The following is a 14,398-nucleotide window of genomic DNA, read 5'->3' as shown; positions in this document are numbered from 1 at the left end:
GGCGGGTCATCGCAGTCGTCGTCCTCGCCGCGAACACCCCACGACAACACCGCAGGCATCCTCCTGCTGGATTAGGTCGCCGAGCACACCAGTGACACCGTCCGCAAAGCCCTGGTCGGCCAGGGCTTCAAGAACCAGGTCGTCATGCACGGCGTCGGCCTGGGGATCGACGTCGAGATCGTCGCACGCAACCCGCAGGAAGGGGTTCGTGCCGCAGCCGAAGCGGTGGAGGGTCGAGCAGACCTACGGGATCCTGATACTGCACCGGCGCCTGGTCCGCGACTACGAGCACCGCCCATCCTCCTCCGCCTCCTCCGCCTCCCGCGTCTACTGGGCGATGACCCACGTCATGACCCGACGCCTCACCGGCGCGAACGCCCCCACCTGGCGCGCGGCGCAGGCGGTGGCAGCGTGAACATCCGGCCCCTGCTCGACGCCCTGGACCTCCAGGAAGACGCCGCCCGCGCCCTGGCCGACGACCTCCGCGCACAGATCGACGGCCTGCAGACCCGGTTGCGGGAGGCCGAGACGCACCTGGAGCACCTCACGATCACTCGCAGGACCGTCACCGGTCTCGCCGACCGGCCCCCCATATCCCCGCCCGAGCTGCCCGAGCACCCGGACTACCCCCGAATCCTCGCCGCCTTCAACGAGTCGACCGGCCCCCTGCGGGCCAAGGACGTCTGTGACGCCCTCGGCCACGAACCGCTGCCGAAGAACGTCGAAGGCGCCCGCGCCAAGCTCAAACGCATGGTCAAACTCGGGATCCTCACTGAGGCCGACACCGAACCGCCCACTGAGAATGCTGGTAGCGGCTCCCTTACAGGTCACAGCCTTGATCAAGCGGAAGAGCATCGCTCTCTTCTAAACGCTCTGTCGTTCGGAACGTGCCACAGCCGTGCCACATCGTGCGGTCACCAGGGTCAACGACGGCTCGCCACAGTCGAGATGCCCCGTTCACCTGGGCTGCCGCTACGGCGGTAGTGACCTGGGCGAACATGCCGACGACCACGTCCGCCCATACAAGGCAGCAGTCCACGAGCTTCCGGCGCGTGGGCGACCTCAGGGAGGATGGGGTCATGGATCCAGTGCTGCACCAACTACCGGCTGTCTACTGGACCGTTCCGTACGTGAGCTCCCGGTTTCAACGCCACTGACGATGCTTATGGCGCCCACGTAGGCGTGTGGGCGAACGAGGGGCACGTGCTGCATCTGTGTGCCGAGATAGGGCGCCCGGTGGTCTGGGAGATGACAGAGTTCGTGAAGCGGCAGCGCTACCGGGTCTTGATCGGCATCAAGCGTGTGGTCGACAGGACCCAGGACACTGGCGGCTGAACTCGGGACCGCGTGGCGTCCCGGGGCCCCGACGGGCGGGGAAGGCAGAGAGCGGCCTCGCAATAGCCGGCCCCGGGCTGATATGACCTTGCTGTGACTGGTGTGATCACGGCGTCGGAGCCGTCATGGACAGCCCCGGTTCACTGGGGTGAGTCCGCGTCAGTTCGGCAAGCTGATCAGCGCGTTGCGGCAGGCCGCAAAACCGGTAGTGCCGTGCGACACACGGTGGGTAGTGTGCAGCCATGGGGACAAATCTGGGCGAGGGTGATGGTTGCGAACTGCCCGCTACCGCTGTCTACTGGCTCGCCGACGAACCGCAACCGGGCCTGATCCTGGTGGAGTTCGCCGACGTTTACGACCGCCCTCACCAACTGGTCGGCAAAACCGCCTACTTCGGCGGAGATCTGCAGCCGAACTCGCCCTACCCATGCCCGACCAGCATCCAGTGCACGATCGAAGAAATCGCTGACGACGTCGCCACGGTGAGCACCTGGTGGTTGGAGGGCGGCCCCCACGACACACGCTTTGTCTTCGACGTCTGGCTGGACACCCTCCGGCCAACTACCGACGTCTGATCTGCCGGCGTTGCTCCGAGTTCCGTCCCCACGATGGTCCACCAGTCGACGAACCCTGAAACCGACCGACTCACCAGGCTTGCCACGTACCGCGTCTCGTGGTCGACCAGGAGGAGGCCGCCACCATCCGGGGTTTCCGGGCGCACGGGCGGGCTCGGCCTTGCACCGAGCCCGCCGCTCCAACTCCACCCGTTCCTGATCGCTCGATGTGACGCTCACCCGGTTCGGCGTACGCCGTTGCCCGCGAACGCCAGGAACACCAGGGCCTGCGTCACGCCACCGGCTAGCGCTGCAGTGTCAGCACGCCCGGCCGGTAAGGCAGGAGGCCGTAGTCCATGCCGTCGGTGCTGGGGTCGCGCCCCTGGTAGAGGAACTGCAGGTTGCAAGTGTCAATGGTCTTGGTCTGGTCGGGGTTGGTGCGAACCAGATCGCCGTGGCTGATGTCCCTGGTCCAGGCCGTCGCGCCGCTGTTGGCACTGCCGGCGAAGGGGCTGGTCACGGTGTCGGCCTGCGGCTGCGGTGTCCACGCGCCGCCGAGGCTGGTGGCCGTGAACGAGCGGAAGTAGCGACCATACCCTGTGTAATTCTGGGCCTCGACGATCATGAGGTATTGGTTCTGACCCTGGACCTTGTAGACCTCGACCGCCTCGAACAGGTTGAGCGGCGTGTCGCTCATGATCTTCGTGAACGAACCGAAGGTGCCCGGGAAGTTGCCGATGGGCATGCTGGCGCGGTAGATGCCGCCCTCATCGTCGGCGAAGAACATGTACATGTTCGTGTCGTCGCCGATGAGGGTCACGTCGAGCGGGCCCCTCTTCGGGAGGGTGCCCGTGAACAGCTCCTGCTGCGCGGACCAGCCGTTGGGGTCGGTGGGGTCGCTCGAGGTGCGGTAGGAGAAGCTGTATGGCCAACCCCCGTTGTAGGCGAGCACCCAGAGGTTCTTCGGGGCGAAGTAGAACAGCGTCGGCGCAATGCCATCGAAGGGAATCGTGTTCTGGGTGGCGGTGGCCATGTCGGACCAGTTCGTGAAGGGGCTGAAGGTGGTCAATCCCCAGCGCCCATCGTTACCGGCGAGGGTGTTGTGCGTCGTGGCATAGACGATGTGCTTGCCGTTGTGCTTCACGGTGGTGAAGTCCTTGAGCGCGACCCACCCCGCCTTCGGCTGCGCCAGCGGACCCGTCGAGGTCCACCGGTAGGCCGACGGAAGAGCACACGCGTTGCTCGCCCCGGACAGGCCGGTCCACTTCTGGTTGGCGCCGCCGTGGCACGACCAGAGCCGCACCTCCGTGCCGTTGGCCTTGCCCCAGCCCGAGACCTCCAGGCACAGCCCGGACCGCACGCCGACGATCGTGCCGTCCGGGTTCACCCGCCACTGCTGGTTCTCACTGCCGTTGCACGTCCAGATCTGCACCGGGGTCCCGGACGTGGTGGCGCCGCCCCGGACATCCAGGCACTTGTTGCCGTACACGGTCAGCTGGGCGCTGTCCGTCAACGTCCACCGCTGGTTGATATCGCCGTGGCAGTCCCAGATATGCACGTTTCCGCCGTCGGTCTGGCTGACGCCCGCCACATCGAGACACCGGCCGGAATCAACACCGCGCAAGTCGCCGGTGGTGGCCGCCTGAGCCGGGCCGGCGACAAGCAGCGCCGCCAACGCGGCCAGGGCCGCGACCACGGCGGCGAGCACCGCGGACGGGCGCCTGAGGCTGAAACTACGTCTGCGCATAAGGACCTCGTCATCCTTGAGCACGCGACTCCGGTCTGGCCCGTCAGGGGCCGTCCGGAGGCGGTGTGGTGCGGCCCCGGCTGTCCGATATTGCGAACACGGGTCGAAGTGCCGATCGAGTGAATGCTAGAGATCCCATGAATGACGTCAATACTTCTCGCAAGATCCGCGGGCAGAAGCGTTCGCAGGCTGAAACCAGGCGGCTTCAAGGTCCGTGGTTATACGGGTCTTTGGCTGAGGGTCAGGTAGCAGTGCGGGCACGGGCTTGGACAGGCACGGTTGCAGTACTGATTGCCGCCGCTCGCGAAAAGGTTGCCGCCCGGTCCAAGCTTTTCGGACTCGCTGCCGGCCGTGCGACCGCGGGCGCGCGCCCACCGACCTGCTGACAGAAGATCGCGCAGGCGCCGCGGAGTTCGGCGAAGCTGGCCTTCCGGGTCCATTGCATGGTAGTCCCAGGTCCATATGGCGACCGGGTCGAGCATCGGCAGGTGATTGTCGAGGAGGGCGTCGGCGCCGAAGCGATGGGCTCTTAGTCGCAGCAGGAAGACGACGGGTCCAGGAGGACGACGGCGACACGGACCGATGCCCGGGATGGGCTTGCGGAATTCTCGGCACACCACGGCCGGCAGGCGGATCCCTGGTGGCGTCATAGGGCTTCGGTCCGTACCCACGATGAGAGTCCCACGAACGAGAGGAACCCCAGCCGACGCGCGGCTGGGGTTCCTCAAGGCGGTGAGTGTCGGTCAGCAGGTGGAGTTACCCACGCCGTAGACAGCTCGCCCACGCGGCGGCGGACCGCACCCCATCGCGATCACCGTGGATCAGGCGGGTCAGCGCTGCAGGGTGAGCAGGCCCGGCCGGTACGGCAGTTGCACGTAGCCGGTGTTCGGCGGGACGTCTTTGAGGAGGCCCTGGTAGAGGAACTGCAGGTTGCAGGGATCGATGGTCATGGTCTGGTCGGGGTTGTTGCGGATCAGGTCACCGTGGCTGACGCCCTGGGCCCAGTCGGAAACAAGGTGCCAGCGCTACTGGGGGCGCGTCATGGGGTCGGTCGCGCCCGAGACCTCCCAGTCGTCGGCCCAGCCGATGATGTGGCCTCCGACCGCCTTGGCTGCGGTGAGGATGTCCTCCCGCTGGCGTTCAGGGGAGGTCGTGGCAGCCTTCACGCGCGACAGGCGTCGCACTCCCAGCAGGCACTTTCCGCATCCGTCGTAGGGTTGTTCGGTCTCGTCCCAGGTGGCATGTGGCATCGCCAACTCCTGTTCCGCACGAAGCGTAGGGAGTTTCGGCGGCCACCCCCAGGACGATCTCGTTCATCCCAGGAAGCTCAACCTCACATGACGGTTGGCATTAGAAATGTTGGTGTCCACCAGGCACACCGACTGCCACGTCCCCAACTCCAGCCGCCCGCCCAGCACCGGCAGCGTCGCGTGGGGTGGTACGAGTGCCGGGAGGACGTGGTCGCGGCCGTGGCCGGGGCTGCCGTGGCGGTGCTGCCAGCGGTCGTCGGCGGGCAGGAGGGTGTGCAGGGCGGCGAGGAGGTCGTTGTCGCTGCCCGCGCCCGTCTCGATGATCGCGATGCCGGCGGTGGCGTGGGGGACGAAGACGTTCAGCAGGCCGTCGCGGTCGGCAGCCGTCTCCCGCAAGAAGGTCTCGCAGTCATGGGTGAGGTCGACGACCCGCTCCGTGGAACCGGAGGTCACGTTCAGCACGCGAGTGGTGAAGGCATCTGACATGCGTCCCATCCTCGCGCACACGCCCCGCCGCGCACGTCATCGGACCGGCCGGGTCCGGCACGAGGGGTCCACACCGCGAGACGGGCGTTGACCGCGCGCATGTCATCTGGCTACTTTCGGCCGCATGTTGCGTTCAGCCCTGCTCACCACGCGCGGTCACATCGACCTGCTGCGGGTGGCCTCCGCCGCGTGTCGCCGCGGCTGCTGACGCCCTTCTCTCACCTCCCTCGCGCCTGCGCGCCCTCCTGCCCGCACGCCTGATGCGCTGATCCGCATCGGGGCACTGCGGCGCTCGGGCGCGCCTCATCACCGGTCGCTCCCTCCCCGATGAACCCATGGAGCATCCATGAGCATCAGCCATGCCCCGCCCGGCTCGTACGAACCCGATATTTCGCCTATGGGCGAGAAAGGCAGTTCCGCTCCAGCGGCCTCCCCCGACCTCGTCCCCCTCGTCCCCGCCTCCTCCCACCGCACCCGTGTCCCCCGCTGGCTGCGCCGTACCACCGGCCCCCTCCTGCTGCTGGCGCTCTGGCAACTGCTCAGTGCCTCCGGCGTGTTGACCGCCGATGTGCTCGCCTCGCCCGGCCGTATCGCGCAGGTCGGGAGTGATCTGATCGCCGACGGTTCGCTGCCGTCCGCCATGGGGACCTCGCTGCAGCGGGTCGCGTTCGGGCTGCTGCTGGGCACGGTCGTCGGCACCGGACTCGCCCTGGTGTCCGGGCTGTTCCGGATCGGGGAGGATGTCGTCGACGCCCCGGTGCAGATGCTGCGGACGGTGCCCTTCGTGGGGCTCATCCCGCTGTTCATCATCTGGTTCGGTATCGGCGAAGCTCCCAAAGTCGCCATCATCACGCTCGGCGTGACCTTCCCGCTGTACCTCAACGTCTACGCCGGGATCCGGGGCGTGGACGCCCAGTTGATCGAGGCCGGGGAGTCCCTGGGGCTGTCGCGGTGGGGGCTGGTGCGGCATGTCGTGCTGCCGGGTGCGCTGCCCGGCGCGATGACCGGACTGCGCTACTCGCTCGGCATCGCCTGGCTCGCCCTCGTCTTCGCCGAGCAGGTCAACGCGGATTCCGGCATCGGGTTCCTCATGGTGCAGGCGCGGGACTTCCTGCGGACCGACGTGATCGTGGTCTGCCTCGTCGTCTATGCCTTCCTCGGCCTGTTGGCCGACTTCGTCGTCCGCTCTCTCGAAAGGCTGCTGCTGCAATGGCGACCGACGTTCACCGGCCGGTGAACCCCCAGGTGAGCCCTCAGTTCCCTCAGGCCGTGCACGTAAAAGGACTGACCCGCTCCTTCGACGGGCGGGCCGTCATCGACCGGCTCCGACTCGACGTCCGGCCAGGGGAATTCGTCGCCCTCCTCGGCCGCAGTGGCTGCGGCAAGTCCACCTTGCTGCGCATCCTCGCCGGGCTCGACCGGGACATCGAGGGCACCGTCCTGGTGCCGCGCCGCAAGGCCGTCGCCTTCCAGGCGCCGCGGCTCATGCCGTGGAAGAGGGTGTGGCGCAACGTCCTGCTCGGCCTTCCGGGGAAGCCCGGCCGTGCCGTCGCCGAGCAGGCGCTCAAGGAGGTCGGCCTGGACCACCGTACGGACGCCTGGCCCAAGACGCTCTCCGGCGGCGAGGCCCAACGCGCCTCCCTCGCACGGGCGTTGGTGCGTGAGCCCGATCTGCTGTTGCTCGACGAGCCGTTCGGGGCGCTGGACGCGCTCACCCGCATCAAGGCCCAGCGTCTGGTGGGCGAGTTGTGGCAGCGCCGTGGCTGCGCGGTGCTGCTCGTCACGCACGACGTCGAGGAGGCGGTCCTGCTCGCCGACCGCGTTCTCGTGATGGACGACGGCGTCATCGCGTACGAGCAGGAGATCGACCTCGACCGGCCCCGTGACATCACCGACCCCCGGTTCGCGGAGCTGCGCGCCGGGCTGCTGGAACGGCTCGGCGTCGACACCGCCGCCGAAGCCGCCTGAACACCCTCACCCCAAGAACGGATCCATCATGCGACGACGCCTCGTCCCCGCCGCGCTGCTCCTCCCCCTTGCCCTGCTGCTCACGGCCTGCGGCGGGAGTTCGTCCACCAGCACGGGGTCCGACACCGACGGCAAGGGCTCGCTCACCCTCAACGTCGGTGACCAGAAGGGCGGTTCCGAAGCCATCCTGCGCGCCGCCGGTGAGCTCAAGGACCTCGACTACAAGATCAAATGGTCCACGTTCACCTCCGGCCCGCCGCTCCTCGAAGCCGTCAACGCCAAGGCCGTCGACATCGGCGGCGTCGGCAACACCCCGCCGGTCTTCGCGGCCGGGGCCGGCTCCCAGATCAAGGTGGTGGCCGCCTGGCACGGCACGTCCAAAGGCGACGCCATCCTCGTGCCGAACGGGTCGGAGCTGAAGAGCACCGGGGACCTGAAGGGCCGGTCCGTCGCCGTCGCGCAGGGGTCCTCCGCGCACTACCAACTCGTCGCCTCCCTCAAGGCGGCCGGGCTGACCCTCGGCGACGTGCAGGTCAAGTACCTCCAGCCGGCCGACGCGCTCGCCGCGTTCACGTCCGGCAAGGTCGACGCATGGGCGGTCTGGGACCCGTACACCTCGCAGGTGCTCCAGGCCGAGCAGGGGACGGTTCTCACGACCGGCGAAGGCGTGACCAACGGTCTGCTGTTCCAGGTGGCGGCGCCCTCCGCGCTTCAGGACAGCGAGAAGACGGCGGCCATCGAGGACTACCTCGGCCGGCTCCGCCGGGCCTACGACTGGGTGTACGACCACCCGGAGGCATGGGCGAAGGTGTGGGCCGAGGAGACCGGGCTGCCGTACGAGGTGGCGCTGGCCTCGGTGAAGCGGACCAACGCGTCCCGGGTCGCGGTCGCCGTGGACAAACCTCTCATCGCCTCGGAGCAGGAGATCGCCGACACCTTCGCCGATCTGAAGCTGATCCCGCACCGGGTCGACTTCGCCGAGTTCACCGACGCCCGCTTCAACGGCGCCCTGCCGCCGTCCACTGCGAAGCCCCGTGTCTACAAGGACTCCTAAGGACTCCTAAGGCCTTCTGATGAGGGCGTGATTCCGAGGGAAGATCCATGCGCCCCACGCGGTTAGTAGAAGCGTGAACAACACCGAGGTAGTCGTCATAGGCGCCGGCCAGGCAGGTCTGGCTGGCGCCTATCACCTGCGGCGCACCGGATTCGAGCCGGAGCGGGACTTCGTGGTGCTCGACCACTCCCCCGGGCCCGGCGGCGCCTGGCAGTTCCGGTGGCCTTCGCTGACGTACGGCAAGGTGCACGGGATGCACGCGCTGCCCGGCATGGAGCTCACGGGCGCCGACCCGGCGCGGCCGTCCTCCGAGGTGATCACCGAGTACTTCGACAGATACGAGCGCACCTTCGATCTGCGGGTACGGCGGCCCGTCGATGTCCATGCCGTGCGCGAGGGCGACGCGGGGCGGCTGCTGGTGGAGACCTCGGTCGGTGTGTGGTCGACCCGGGCGCTGATCAATGCGACGGGAACCTGGGACCGGCCGTTCTGGCCGCGCTATCGCGGTCAGGAGACCTTCCGGGGGCGGCAGTTGCACACCGCGCAGTATCCGGGGCCGGAGGAGTTCGCCGGGCTGCGGGTCGTCGTGGTGGGTGGAGGTGCGTCCGGTACCCAGCATCTGCTGGAGATCGCCCCGTACGCGGCGGCCACGACCTGGGTCACCCGCCGGCCGCCGGTCTTCCGCGAGGGGCCCTTCGACGAGGACGCCGGTCGCGCGGCGGTCGCGCTGGTGGAGGAGCGGGTGCGGCAGGGACTGCCGCCGCGGAGTGTGGTCTCCGTGACGGGGCTGCCGTTGAACGACGCGATTCGGCAGGGGCTCGCGGACGGGGTCCTTGACCGGCAGCCGATGTTCGACCGGATCACCCCGGACGGGGTGGCGTGGAACGACGGGCGGCACGTGCCCGCCGACGTCATCCTGTGGGCGACCGGATTCCGGCCCGCCGTCGACCATCTGACACCGCTGAGGCTGCGTGAGCCGGGCGGCGGGATCCGGCTCGACGGTACCCGCGCGGTCGCCGATCCGCGGATCCATCTGGTCGGCTACGGTCCGTCGGCGAGCACCATCGGCGCCAACCGGGCGGGCCGTGCGGCCGTGCGGGACATCAGGCGGCTGCTCGCCGAGGAGCCGGTCGCCGCGTGACGTCCACGCCGGTCACGTCTTCGCCTGCGGGCGCTTCTGGAGGGAGTTGAACTCCGCCACGTTGCGCTGGTGCTCGGCGTAGTCGGCCGTGAAGCGGGTGTCGCCCCGCTTGACCGTGACGAAGTACAGCCAGTCACCCGGCGTCGGAGTGACCGCCGCACGCAGGGCCTGCTCGCCGGGGTTGGCGATGGGCGTGGGCGGCAGCCCCATGCGCTGGTACGAGTTGTAGGGGCTCTCGATCCGCAGGTCGTCGAGGGTCGTCCGCACGGTGGAGCGGTTCAGGGCGTAGTTGATGGTGGAGTCCATCTGGAGCGGCATACCGCGTTCGAGCCGGTTGTGGATGACCCGGGCCACCTTGCCCATCTCGGCCTTGGTGGAGGCCTCGGCCTGCACGATGCTGGCGATGGTGACCGCCTGATAGGCGTTCATCGCGTTGCGCTGCGCGCCCGCGGCGATCGGGACGCCGTTGAACCGCCGATGGGCCGTGTCGACCATCGACGACAGCAGTGCCTCCGGCGTCGCCTTCTCGTCGATCGGATACGTCGCCGGGAAGAGATAGCCCTCCGGGTTGGCCTCGGCGTCGGCCGGCAGCTTCAGGTCGGCCTTGCCCAGGGACTTCTTCGTGGTGCCCGGCGGCAGCTCGAGGGCCTTGTCGACGGCGTCGTAGACCTGGCCCGCGCGCCAGCCCTCCGGGATCACCAGGGACACCGGCTTGGTCTCTTCCTCGCCGCCCAGGGTGAGCAGCGGCACCGCCACGGCGGTGCCGGCCAGGACGGCCCCGGTCGCGATGAGGGCGATACGGCCCCGACGCGTCAGTCGCATGGTGCTTCGTGGCGGAGTGTTGAAGTGCATGCGCAAACCGTAACCCGCATATCGTCACAGACTACGCATATCTTCAGCTTGTCGGCTCCAGTTGGGCGTCCCTGCGGACCAGCGCCGCGTACCGGCCCTCATGACCCAACAGCTCCTCGTGCGTACCGCGTTCGACCGCGCGCCCGGCGTCCAGGACCACGATCTGGTCGGCACCCCGAATGGTGGACAGGCGGTGCGCGATGGTGAGCGTGGTGCGGTTGGCCGACAACGCGTCGATCGCGTCCTGGACGGCGTGTTCGGTGCGGGTGTCCAGGGCGCTGGTCGCCTCGTCGAGGATGAGCACGGGCGGGTCGCGCAGGATGGTGCGGGCGATGGCCAGGCGCTGCTTCTCGCCGCCGGAGAAGCGGTGCCCGCGTTCGCCGACGACGGTGTCGTACCCATCGGGAAGCGCGGCGATGTGGTCGTGGATCTGCGCCGCCTTCGCCGCCTGCTCGAGTTCCTCGTCGGTGGCGTCCGGCTTCGCGAAGCGCAGGTTCTCGGCGATCGAGGCGTGGAAGAGGTACGTCTCCTGGGAGACGACGCCGACCGCGCGGGCGAGGGTGTCGAAGTCGAGGTCGCGGACGTCGATGCCGTCGAGGGTGACCCGGCCGCCCGTGACGTCGTACAGCCGCGGCACCAGATAGCCGAGCGTGGACTTGCCCGCGCCGGTCGGGCCGACGATGGCGAGGCTGCCGCCGGCCGGGACGGTGACGTCGATGCTGTCGAGGATCGGCCCGCTCTTGTCGTCGTACCGGAACTCGACCTCCTCGAAGCGGACCTCGCCCCGCACGCGGTCCAGGTGGACGGGGTCCTCGCGCTCGGTGATGTCTATGGGCAGGTCGAGATACTCGAAGATGCGCTGGAACAGGGCTAGCGAGGCCTGGATCTGGACGCCTGTGCCGAGGAGGCTCACGGCCGGGCGGAACAGGCCCTGCTGGAGCGAGACGAAGGCGACGATCGTGCCGATCGAGACCGCGGGGCCGCCGAGTTGGAGGGCCATGCCCGCGGCCCAGTAGATGACGGCGGGCATCGCGGCCATGACGATCGTGATGACGGACATCCGCCAGCGCCCGGCCATGCTCGACCGCACTTCGAGGTCGACCAGTTCCTCGGACTCGTCCCCGAAGGACTTCGTCAGCGAGTCGGAGCGGCCCATCGTGCGGCCGAGCAGGATGCCACTGACCGAGAGCGACTCGGTGACCGTGGCGGCCATCGCGGCCATCTGCTTCTGGCGCTGGGTGGTGATCTTTCTGCGTTCGTCGCCGACGCGGCGGCTGATCCACACGAACACCGGCAGCAGAAGCAGCGAGACGACGGTGAGCCGCCAGTCGAGGACGATCATCGCGACGATCGTGGCGACCACGCTGGTGAAGTTGGCGACCAGTGAGGTGGCGGTGGAGGTGACGGTCGCCTGCATGCCGCCGATGTCGTTGGCGATGCGGGACTGGACCTCGCCGGTGCGGGTGCGCGTGAAGAAGGCGAGCGACATGCGTTGCAGCCGGCCGTAGACGGCGGTGCGCAGGTCGTGCATGACGCGCTGACCGACCGTCGTGGAGATCAGGGTCTGCAGGACGCCGAAGACGCTGGTGAGGACGGCGCTCAGGATCATGCCGAGCGCGAGCAGGCTGAGCAGGCCGGTGCGGCCCTGCGGGATCGCGGTGTCGAGGATCGCCTTCAGGAAGAAGGGGGTGGCGACGGAGACGAGGGACGAGGCGCCGACCAGGAGGCCGACTACGGCGAGGCGTCCCCGGTACGGACGGAAGAGGGTCAGGATGCGCCGCGCCTGCCGGGGCTTCTCCTCGGCCTCGGCGGGCGGGATCGACGCGGGTTCGTGTTCGGGTTTCATGGGCTCCTGCGGGTGGTGAGTCGACGGTGACGGACGGAGACTAGCTCATTGTTACCTATACTCACAATGAACGGCATCCTGATATTGTTCCCGCATGACCACCCCCGATTCCGACGGTCAGCTGGCCGACCAACTGCTGCGGTTCACTCGGCGTGTGCACCGCATCCAGAAGCGGCACATCGAGCAGTCCGGCCTGGGCGTCACCCCGGCCCAGTCCCGGCTGCTGCGCACCCTCGCGCACTACGAGGCGCCGCCCCGCATGGCCGACCTCGCCGAGCGGCTGGAGGTGGTCCCGCGGGCCGTCACCTCGCTGGTCGACGGGCTGGAGGCGAGCGGGAAGGTGCGGCGGGTGCCCGATCCCAGCAACCGTCGGGTGATCCGGATCGAGTTGACGGACGACGGGCGCAAGGCGCTGGGCGAGTTGCACGGGGCACGGAGAGCGGCGGCCGACGAGATTCTGGCGCCCTTGACCCATGTGGAGCGTGCGGTGCTCGGGACACTGCTGGACACGTTGGTGGACAAGACGCACCACGGCTGAGACATGCCGCGGCCACCGCCCCTGGAGAGGAGCGGTGGCCGTCTGAAGGCGCGATGCGTCAACTGACCTCGGGCGCGGGCTCCTTGGTCAACTGGGCTGGTACGGCGACGGTGGCGGACGCATCCGCTCCCGGAGCATCGTCGGCAGCGGCGGACTCGTCGCCGTCGCCACCCTCGGTCCTGGGCTCGATCTCTCCGCTCAGCACCTTCTTCGCCCGCTCCATGTCCAGCGCGCCCTCCCACCGGGACACGGCGAACACGGCGACGCAGTTGCCGAGCAGGTTCGTGACGACGCGCATCGAGTCCATGATGCGGTCCACGCCGAGGAGCAGCGCGACGGCCCCGGCGGGGATGGCGCCCAGCGAGGAGGCGGTCGCGGACAGGGCGAGGAAGGCGGAACCGGGGATGCCGGCCATGCCCTTGCTGGTGAGCATCAGCACCAGGATCACGGTGATCTGCTGGCTCAGGCTGAGATCCACGCCCACGGCCTGCGCGATGAACAGCGTGCCGATGGACAGGTAGAGCGAGGCTCCGTCGAGGTTGAAGGAGTAGCCGGTGGGCAGCACCAGGCCTACGGCGTCGTCGCGGCACCGGCCTTGCGCAGCTTCTGCATCACACGCGGCATGACGGACTCGGTGGAGGCGGTGCCGAGCGCGAGGAGCATCTCCTCACGGATGTAGCGCAGGAACTTCCAGAGACTGAGTCCGGTGACCATCTTGAGCGCGACGGCGAGGAGCGCGATGAAGAACGCCGCAGCCGCGTAGCACAGGACGATCAGCTTGGCGTAGGTCTCGATGACGCCCAGTCCGTACTGGCCGATGAGGACGGCCATCGCGCCGAACACAGCGATCGGGGCGAGGCGCATGATGAAGCTCACGACCGCGAAGATGATCTCCTGGGCCTGCTCGATGGCGGGCAGGACCTTCGGCACCTTGGTGTGGCCGAGGTGAAGCAGCGCGGCGCCCACCAGGCAGGCCAGGATCAGCACCTGGAGAAGCTCGTTCTCGGCGAAGGCGCCGATGAAACTGGTGGGAATCGCGTTGACGATGAACTCGGTCGTCGAGGGCAGCGAACCGCCGCCCGTCTTCGCGTCGACCGCTGAAGTGTCGAGCGTGGACGGGTCGACGTTCATCCCCGAGCCGGGCTGCACGATATTGGCGGCGAGAAGCCCGATGACCAGGGCGAGCGTGCTCGCGACCTCGAACCAGATCAGGGCCTTCAGCCCGATCCGGCCGAACGCCTTCAGGTCACCGGCCTTGGCGATGCCGACCACGACCACGCAGAACACGAGCGGGGAGATGATCGTCTTGATGAGCCGGGTGAAACCGTCGCCGAGCGGCTGGAGATCCGCGGCGAAGTCGGGCCACAGCTTGCCGACGAGGATGCCGAGCACGAGCGCGCAGGCGACCTGCGCGAAGAGGGAGGTACGCAGTATGCGTGCGACGCGTCGCGGCAGGGACGGTACGGGCGGCGGCACGGGGACTCCTAGAGGGGGACGGCGGTATGGCAGAAGCCCCGGAGGACTTCTGCCATACGGAAAGCGGCTTCCGTGCCGATCACTCTCGGGGTGTCATTGATCCTTCCGGAAACCTTTGTGTACCGGTCATGTAAATCCGGCCGCCTTGTGG

General features: G+C 68.4%; 13 protein-coding genes and 3 pseudogenes. 9 read left to right on the top strand and 7 right to left on the bottom strand.

The window, feature by feature from the left end:
• Positions 1–5 precede the first annotated feature (5 nt).
• From KCH48_RS43165 to KCH48_RS06950, 3 genes and pseudogenes are all read left to right on the top strand, one after another.
• Positions 6–415: pseudogene (locus KCH48_RS43165) on the top strand (IS5/IS1182 family transposase); the annotation flags it as partial.
• On the top strand, positions 412–984 hold the full coding sequence (locus KCH48_RS06955) for a hypothetical protein (RefSeq protein WP_246884916.1): 573 nt from the start codon (positions 412–414) through the stop codon (positions 982–984). The pseudogene KCH48_RS43165 and the gene KCH48_RS06955, both read left to right, overlap by 4 nt.
• Positions 985–1,577: 593 nt before the next feature.
• Complete coding sequence (locus KCH48_RS06950; RefSeq protein WP_210571246.1) at positions 1,578–1,910, top strand: hypothetical protein; 333 nt, start codon at positions 1,578–1,580, stop codon at positions 1,908–1,910.
• Between the two features lie 283 nt (positions 1,911–2,193).
• Here the strand turns inward: KCH48_RS06950 and KCH48_RS06945 are convergent, their stop codons facing one another.
• The 4 genes and pseudogenes from KCH48_RS06945 to KCH48_RS06930 all read right to left on the bottom strand — a co-directional run bounded on the left by KCH48_RS06945 (position 2,194) and on the right by KCH48_RS06930 (position 5,372).
• The gene (locus KCH48_RS06945) at positions 2,194–3,636 is read right to left on the bottom strand and encodes a non-reducing end alpha-L-arabinofuranosidase family hydrolase (RefSeq protein ID WP_210571245.1); all 1,443 of its coding nucleotides are present in this window, start codon (positions 3,634–3,636) and stop codon (positions 2,194–2,196) included.
• A gap of 830 nt (positions 3,637–4,466) precedes the next feature.
• Positions 4,467–4,640, bottom strand: a pseudogene (locus KCH48_RS43405) (non-reducing end alpha-L-arabinofuranosidase family hydrolase); the annotation flags it as partial.
• A gap of 21 nt (positions 4,641–4,661) precedes the next feature.
• The gene (locus KCH48_RS06935) at positions 4,662–4,886 is read right to left on the bottom strand and encodes an integrase (RefSeq protein WP_210571244.1); all 225 of its coding nucleotides are present in this window, start codon (positions 4,884–4,886) and stop codon (positions 4,662–4,664) included.
• Between the two features lie 63 nt (positions 4,887–4,949).
• A complete protein-coding gene (locus KCH48_RS06930) occupies positions 4,950–5,372 on the bottom strand; it encodes a secondary thiamine-phosphate synthase enzyme YjbQ (RefSeq protein WP_210571243.1) in 423 nt (140 codons plus the stop codon).
• Between the two features lie 124 nt (positions 5,373–5,496).
• Between KCH48_RS06930 and KCH48_RS43400 the strand changes: the two genes are divergently transcribed.
• The 5 genes from KCH48_RS43400 to KCH48_RS06910 all read left to right on the top strand — a co-directional run bounded on the left by KCH48_RS43400 (position 5,497) and on the right by KCH48_RS06910 (position 9,535).
• Complete coding sequence (locus tag KCH48_RS43400; RefSeq protein WP_349817350.1) at positions 5,497–5,580, top strand: putative leader peptide; 84 nt, start codon at positions 5,497–5,499, stop codon at positions 5,578–5,580.
• Positions 5,581–5,718: 138 nt separating this feature from the next.
• Positions 5,719–6,609, top strand: coding sequence for an ABC transporter permease (locus KCH48_RS06925; protein WP_210571242.1), 891 nt, complete (start codon positions 5,719–5,721; stop codon positions 6,607–6,609).
• The gene (locus KCH48_RS06920; RefSeq protein WP_210571241.1) at positions 6,582–7,340 is read left to right on the top strand and encodes an ABC transporter ATP-binding protein; all 759 of its coding nucleotides are present in this window, start codon (positions 6,582–6,584) and stop codon (positions 7,338–7,340) included. The genes KCH48_RS06925 and KCH48_RS06920 overlap by 28 nt, the downstream gene beginning before the upstream one ends.
• Before the next feature lie 28 nt (positions 7,341–7,368).
• Positions 7,369–8,394: an ABC transporter substrate-binding protein gene (locus KCH48_RS06915; RefSeq protein WP_210571240.1), complete on the top strand. Its 1,026-nt coding sequence runs from the start codon at positions 7,369–7,371 to the stop codon at positions 8,392–8,394.
• Positions 8,395–8,467: 73 nt separating this feature from the next.
• A complete protein-coding gene (locus KCH48_RS06910) occupies positions 8,468–9,535 on the top strand; it encodes an NAD(P)-binding domain-containing protein (RefSeq protein ID WP_210571239.1) in 1,068 nt (355 codons plus the stop codon).
• A 12-nt stretch (positions 9,536–9,547) separates the two neighbouring features.
• Here KCH48_RS06910 and mltG read toward each other — a convergent pair whose 3' ends face one another.
• Positions 9,548–10,387, bottom strand: coding sequence for an endolytic transglycosylase MltG (mltG, locus tag KCH48_RS06905; RefSeq protein ID WP_210571238.1), 840 nt, complete (start codon positions 10,385–10,387; stop codon positions 9,548–9,550).
• Positions 10,388–10,430: 43 nt separating this feature from the next.
• Positions 10,431–12,233 (bottom strand): ABC transporter ATP-binding protein, encoded by a 1,803-nt coding sequence (locus KCH48_RS06900; RefSeq protein WP_210571237.1) that lies wholly within the window; start codon positions 12,231–12,233, stop codon positions 10,431–10,433.
• A gap of 94 nt (positions 12,234–12,327) precedes the next feature.
• Between KCH48_RS06900 and KCH48_RS06895 the strand changes: the two genes are divergently transcribed.
• A complete protein-coding gene (locus KCH48_RS06895; protein ID WP_210571236.1) occupies positions 12,328–12,771 on the top strand; it encodes a MarR family winged helix-turn-helix transcriptional regulator in 444 nt (147 codons plus the stop codon).
• 58 nt (positions 12,772–12,829) lie between these two features.
• Here the strand turns inward: KCH48_RS06895 and KCH48_RS06890 are convergent.
• A pseudogene (locus tag KCH48_RS06890) lies at positions 12,830–14,247 on the bottom strand (cation:dicarboxylate symporter family transporter).
• Between the last annotated feature and the right edge of the window lie 151 nt (positions 14,248–14,398).

Origin of the sequence: Streptomyces sp. GESEQ-4, assembly GCF_017948455.1 — a bacterium.
GTDB lineage: Bacteria > Actinomycetota > Actinomycetes > Streptomycetales > Streptomycetaceae > Streptomyces.
Note: the sequence above shows the minus strand (reverse complement) of the source record. Positions and strands in the feature narration are given on the sequence as shown.

Excerpts from the sequence above, each read along its gene's own strand:
- KCH48_RS06895 (WP_210571236.1), top strand. The coding sequence starts at position 12,328 with ATGACCACCCCCGATTCCGACGGTCAGCTGGCCGACCAACTGCTGCGG.
- KCH48_RS06920 (WP_210571241.1), top strand. The coding sequence starts at position 6,582 with ATGGCGACCGACGTTCACCGGCCGGTGAACCCCCAGGTGAGCCCTCAG.
- KCH48_RS43400 (WP_349817350.1), top strand. The coding sequence starts at position 5,497 with ATGTTGCGTTCAGCCCTGCTCACCACGCGCGGTCACATCGACCTGCTG.
- KCH48_RS06935 (WP_210571244.1), bottom strand. The coding sequence starts at position 4,886 with ATGCCACATGCCACCTGGGACGAGACCGAACAACCCTACGACGGATGC.
- KCH48_RS06925 (WP_210571242.1), top strand. The coding sequence starts at position 5,719 with ATGAGCATCAGCCATGCCCCGCCCGGCTCGTACGAACCCGATATTTCG.
- KCH48_RS06915 (WP_210571240.1), top strand. The coding sequence starts at position 7,369 with ATGCGACGACGCCTCGTCCCCGCCGCGCTGCTCCTCCCCCTTGCCCTG.
- KCH48_RS06950 (WP_210571246.1), top strand. The coding sequence starts at position 1,578 with ATGGGGACAAATCTGGGCGAGGGTGATGGTTGCGAACTGCCCGCTACC.
- KCH48_RS06900 (WP_210571237.1), bottom strand. The coding sequence starts at position 12,233 with ATGAAACCCGAACACGAACCCGCGTCGATCCCGCCCGCCGAGGCCGAG.
- KCH48_RS06930 (WP_210571243.1), bottom strand. The coding sequence starts at position 5,372 with ATGTCAGATGCCTTCACCACTCGCGTGCTGAACGTGACCTCCGGTTCC.
- KCH48_RS06945 (WP_210571245.1), bottom strand. The coding sequence starts at position 3,636 with ATGCGCAGACGTAGTTTCAGCCTCAGGCGCCCGTCCGCGGTGCTCGCC.
- mltG (WP_210571238.1), bottom strand. The coding sequence starts at position 10,387 with ATGCACTTCAACACTCCGCCACGAAGCACCATGCGACTGACGCGTCGG.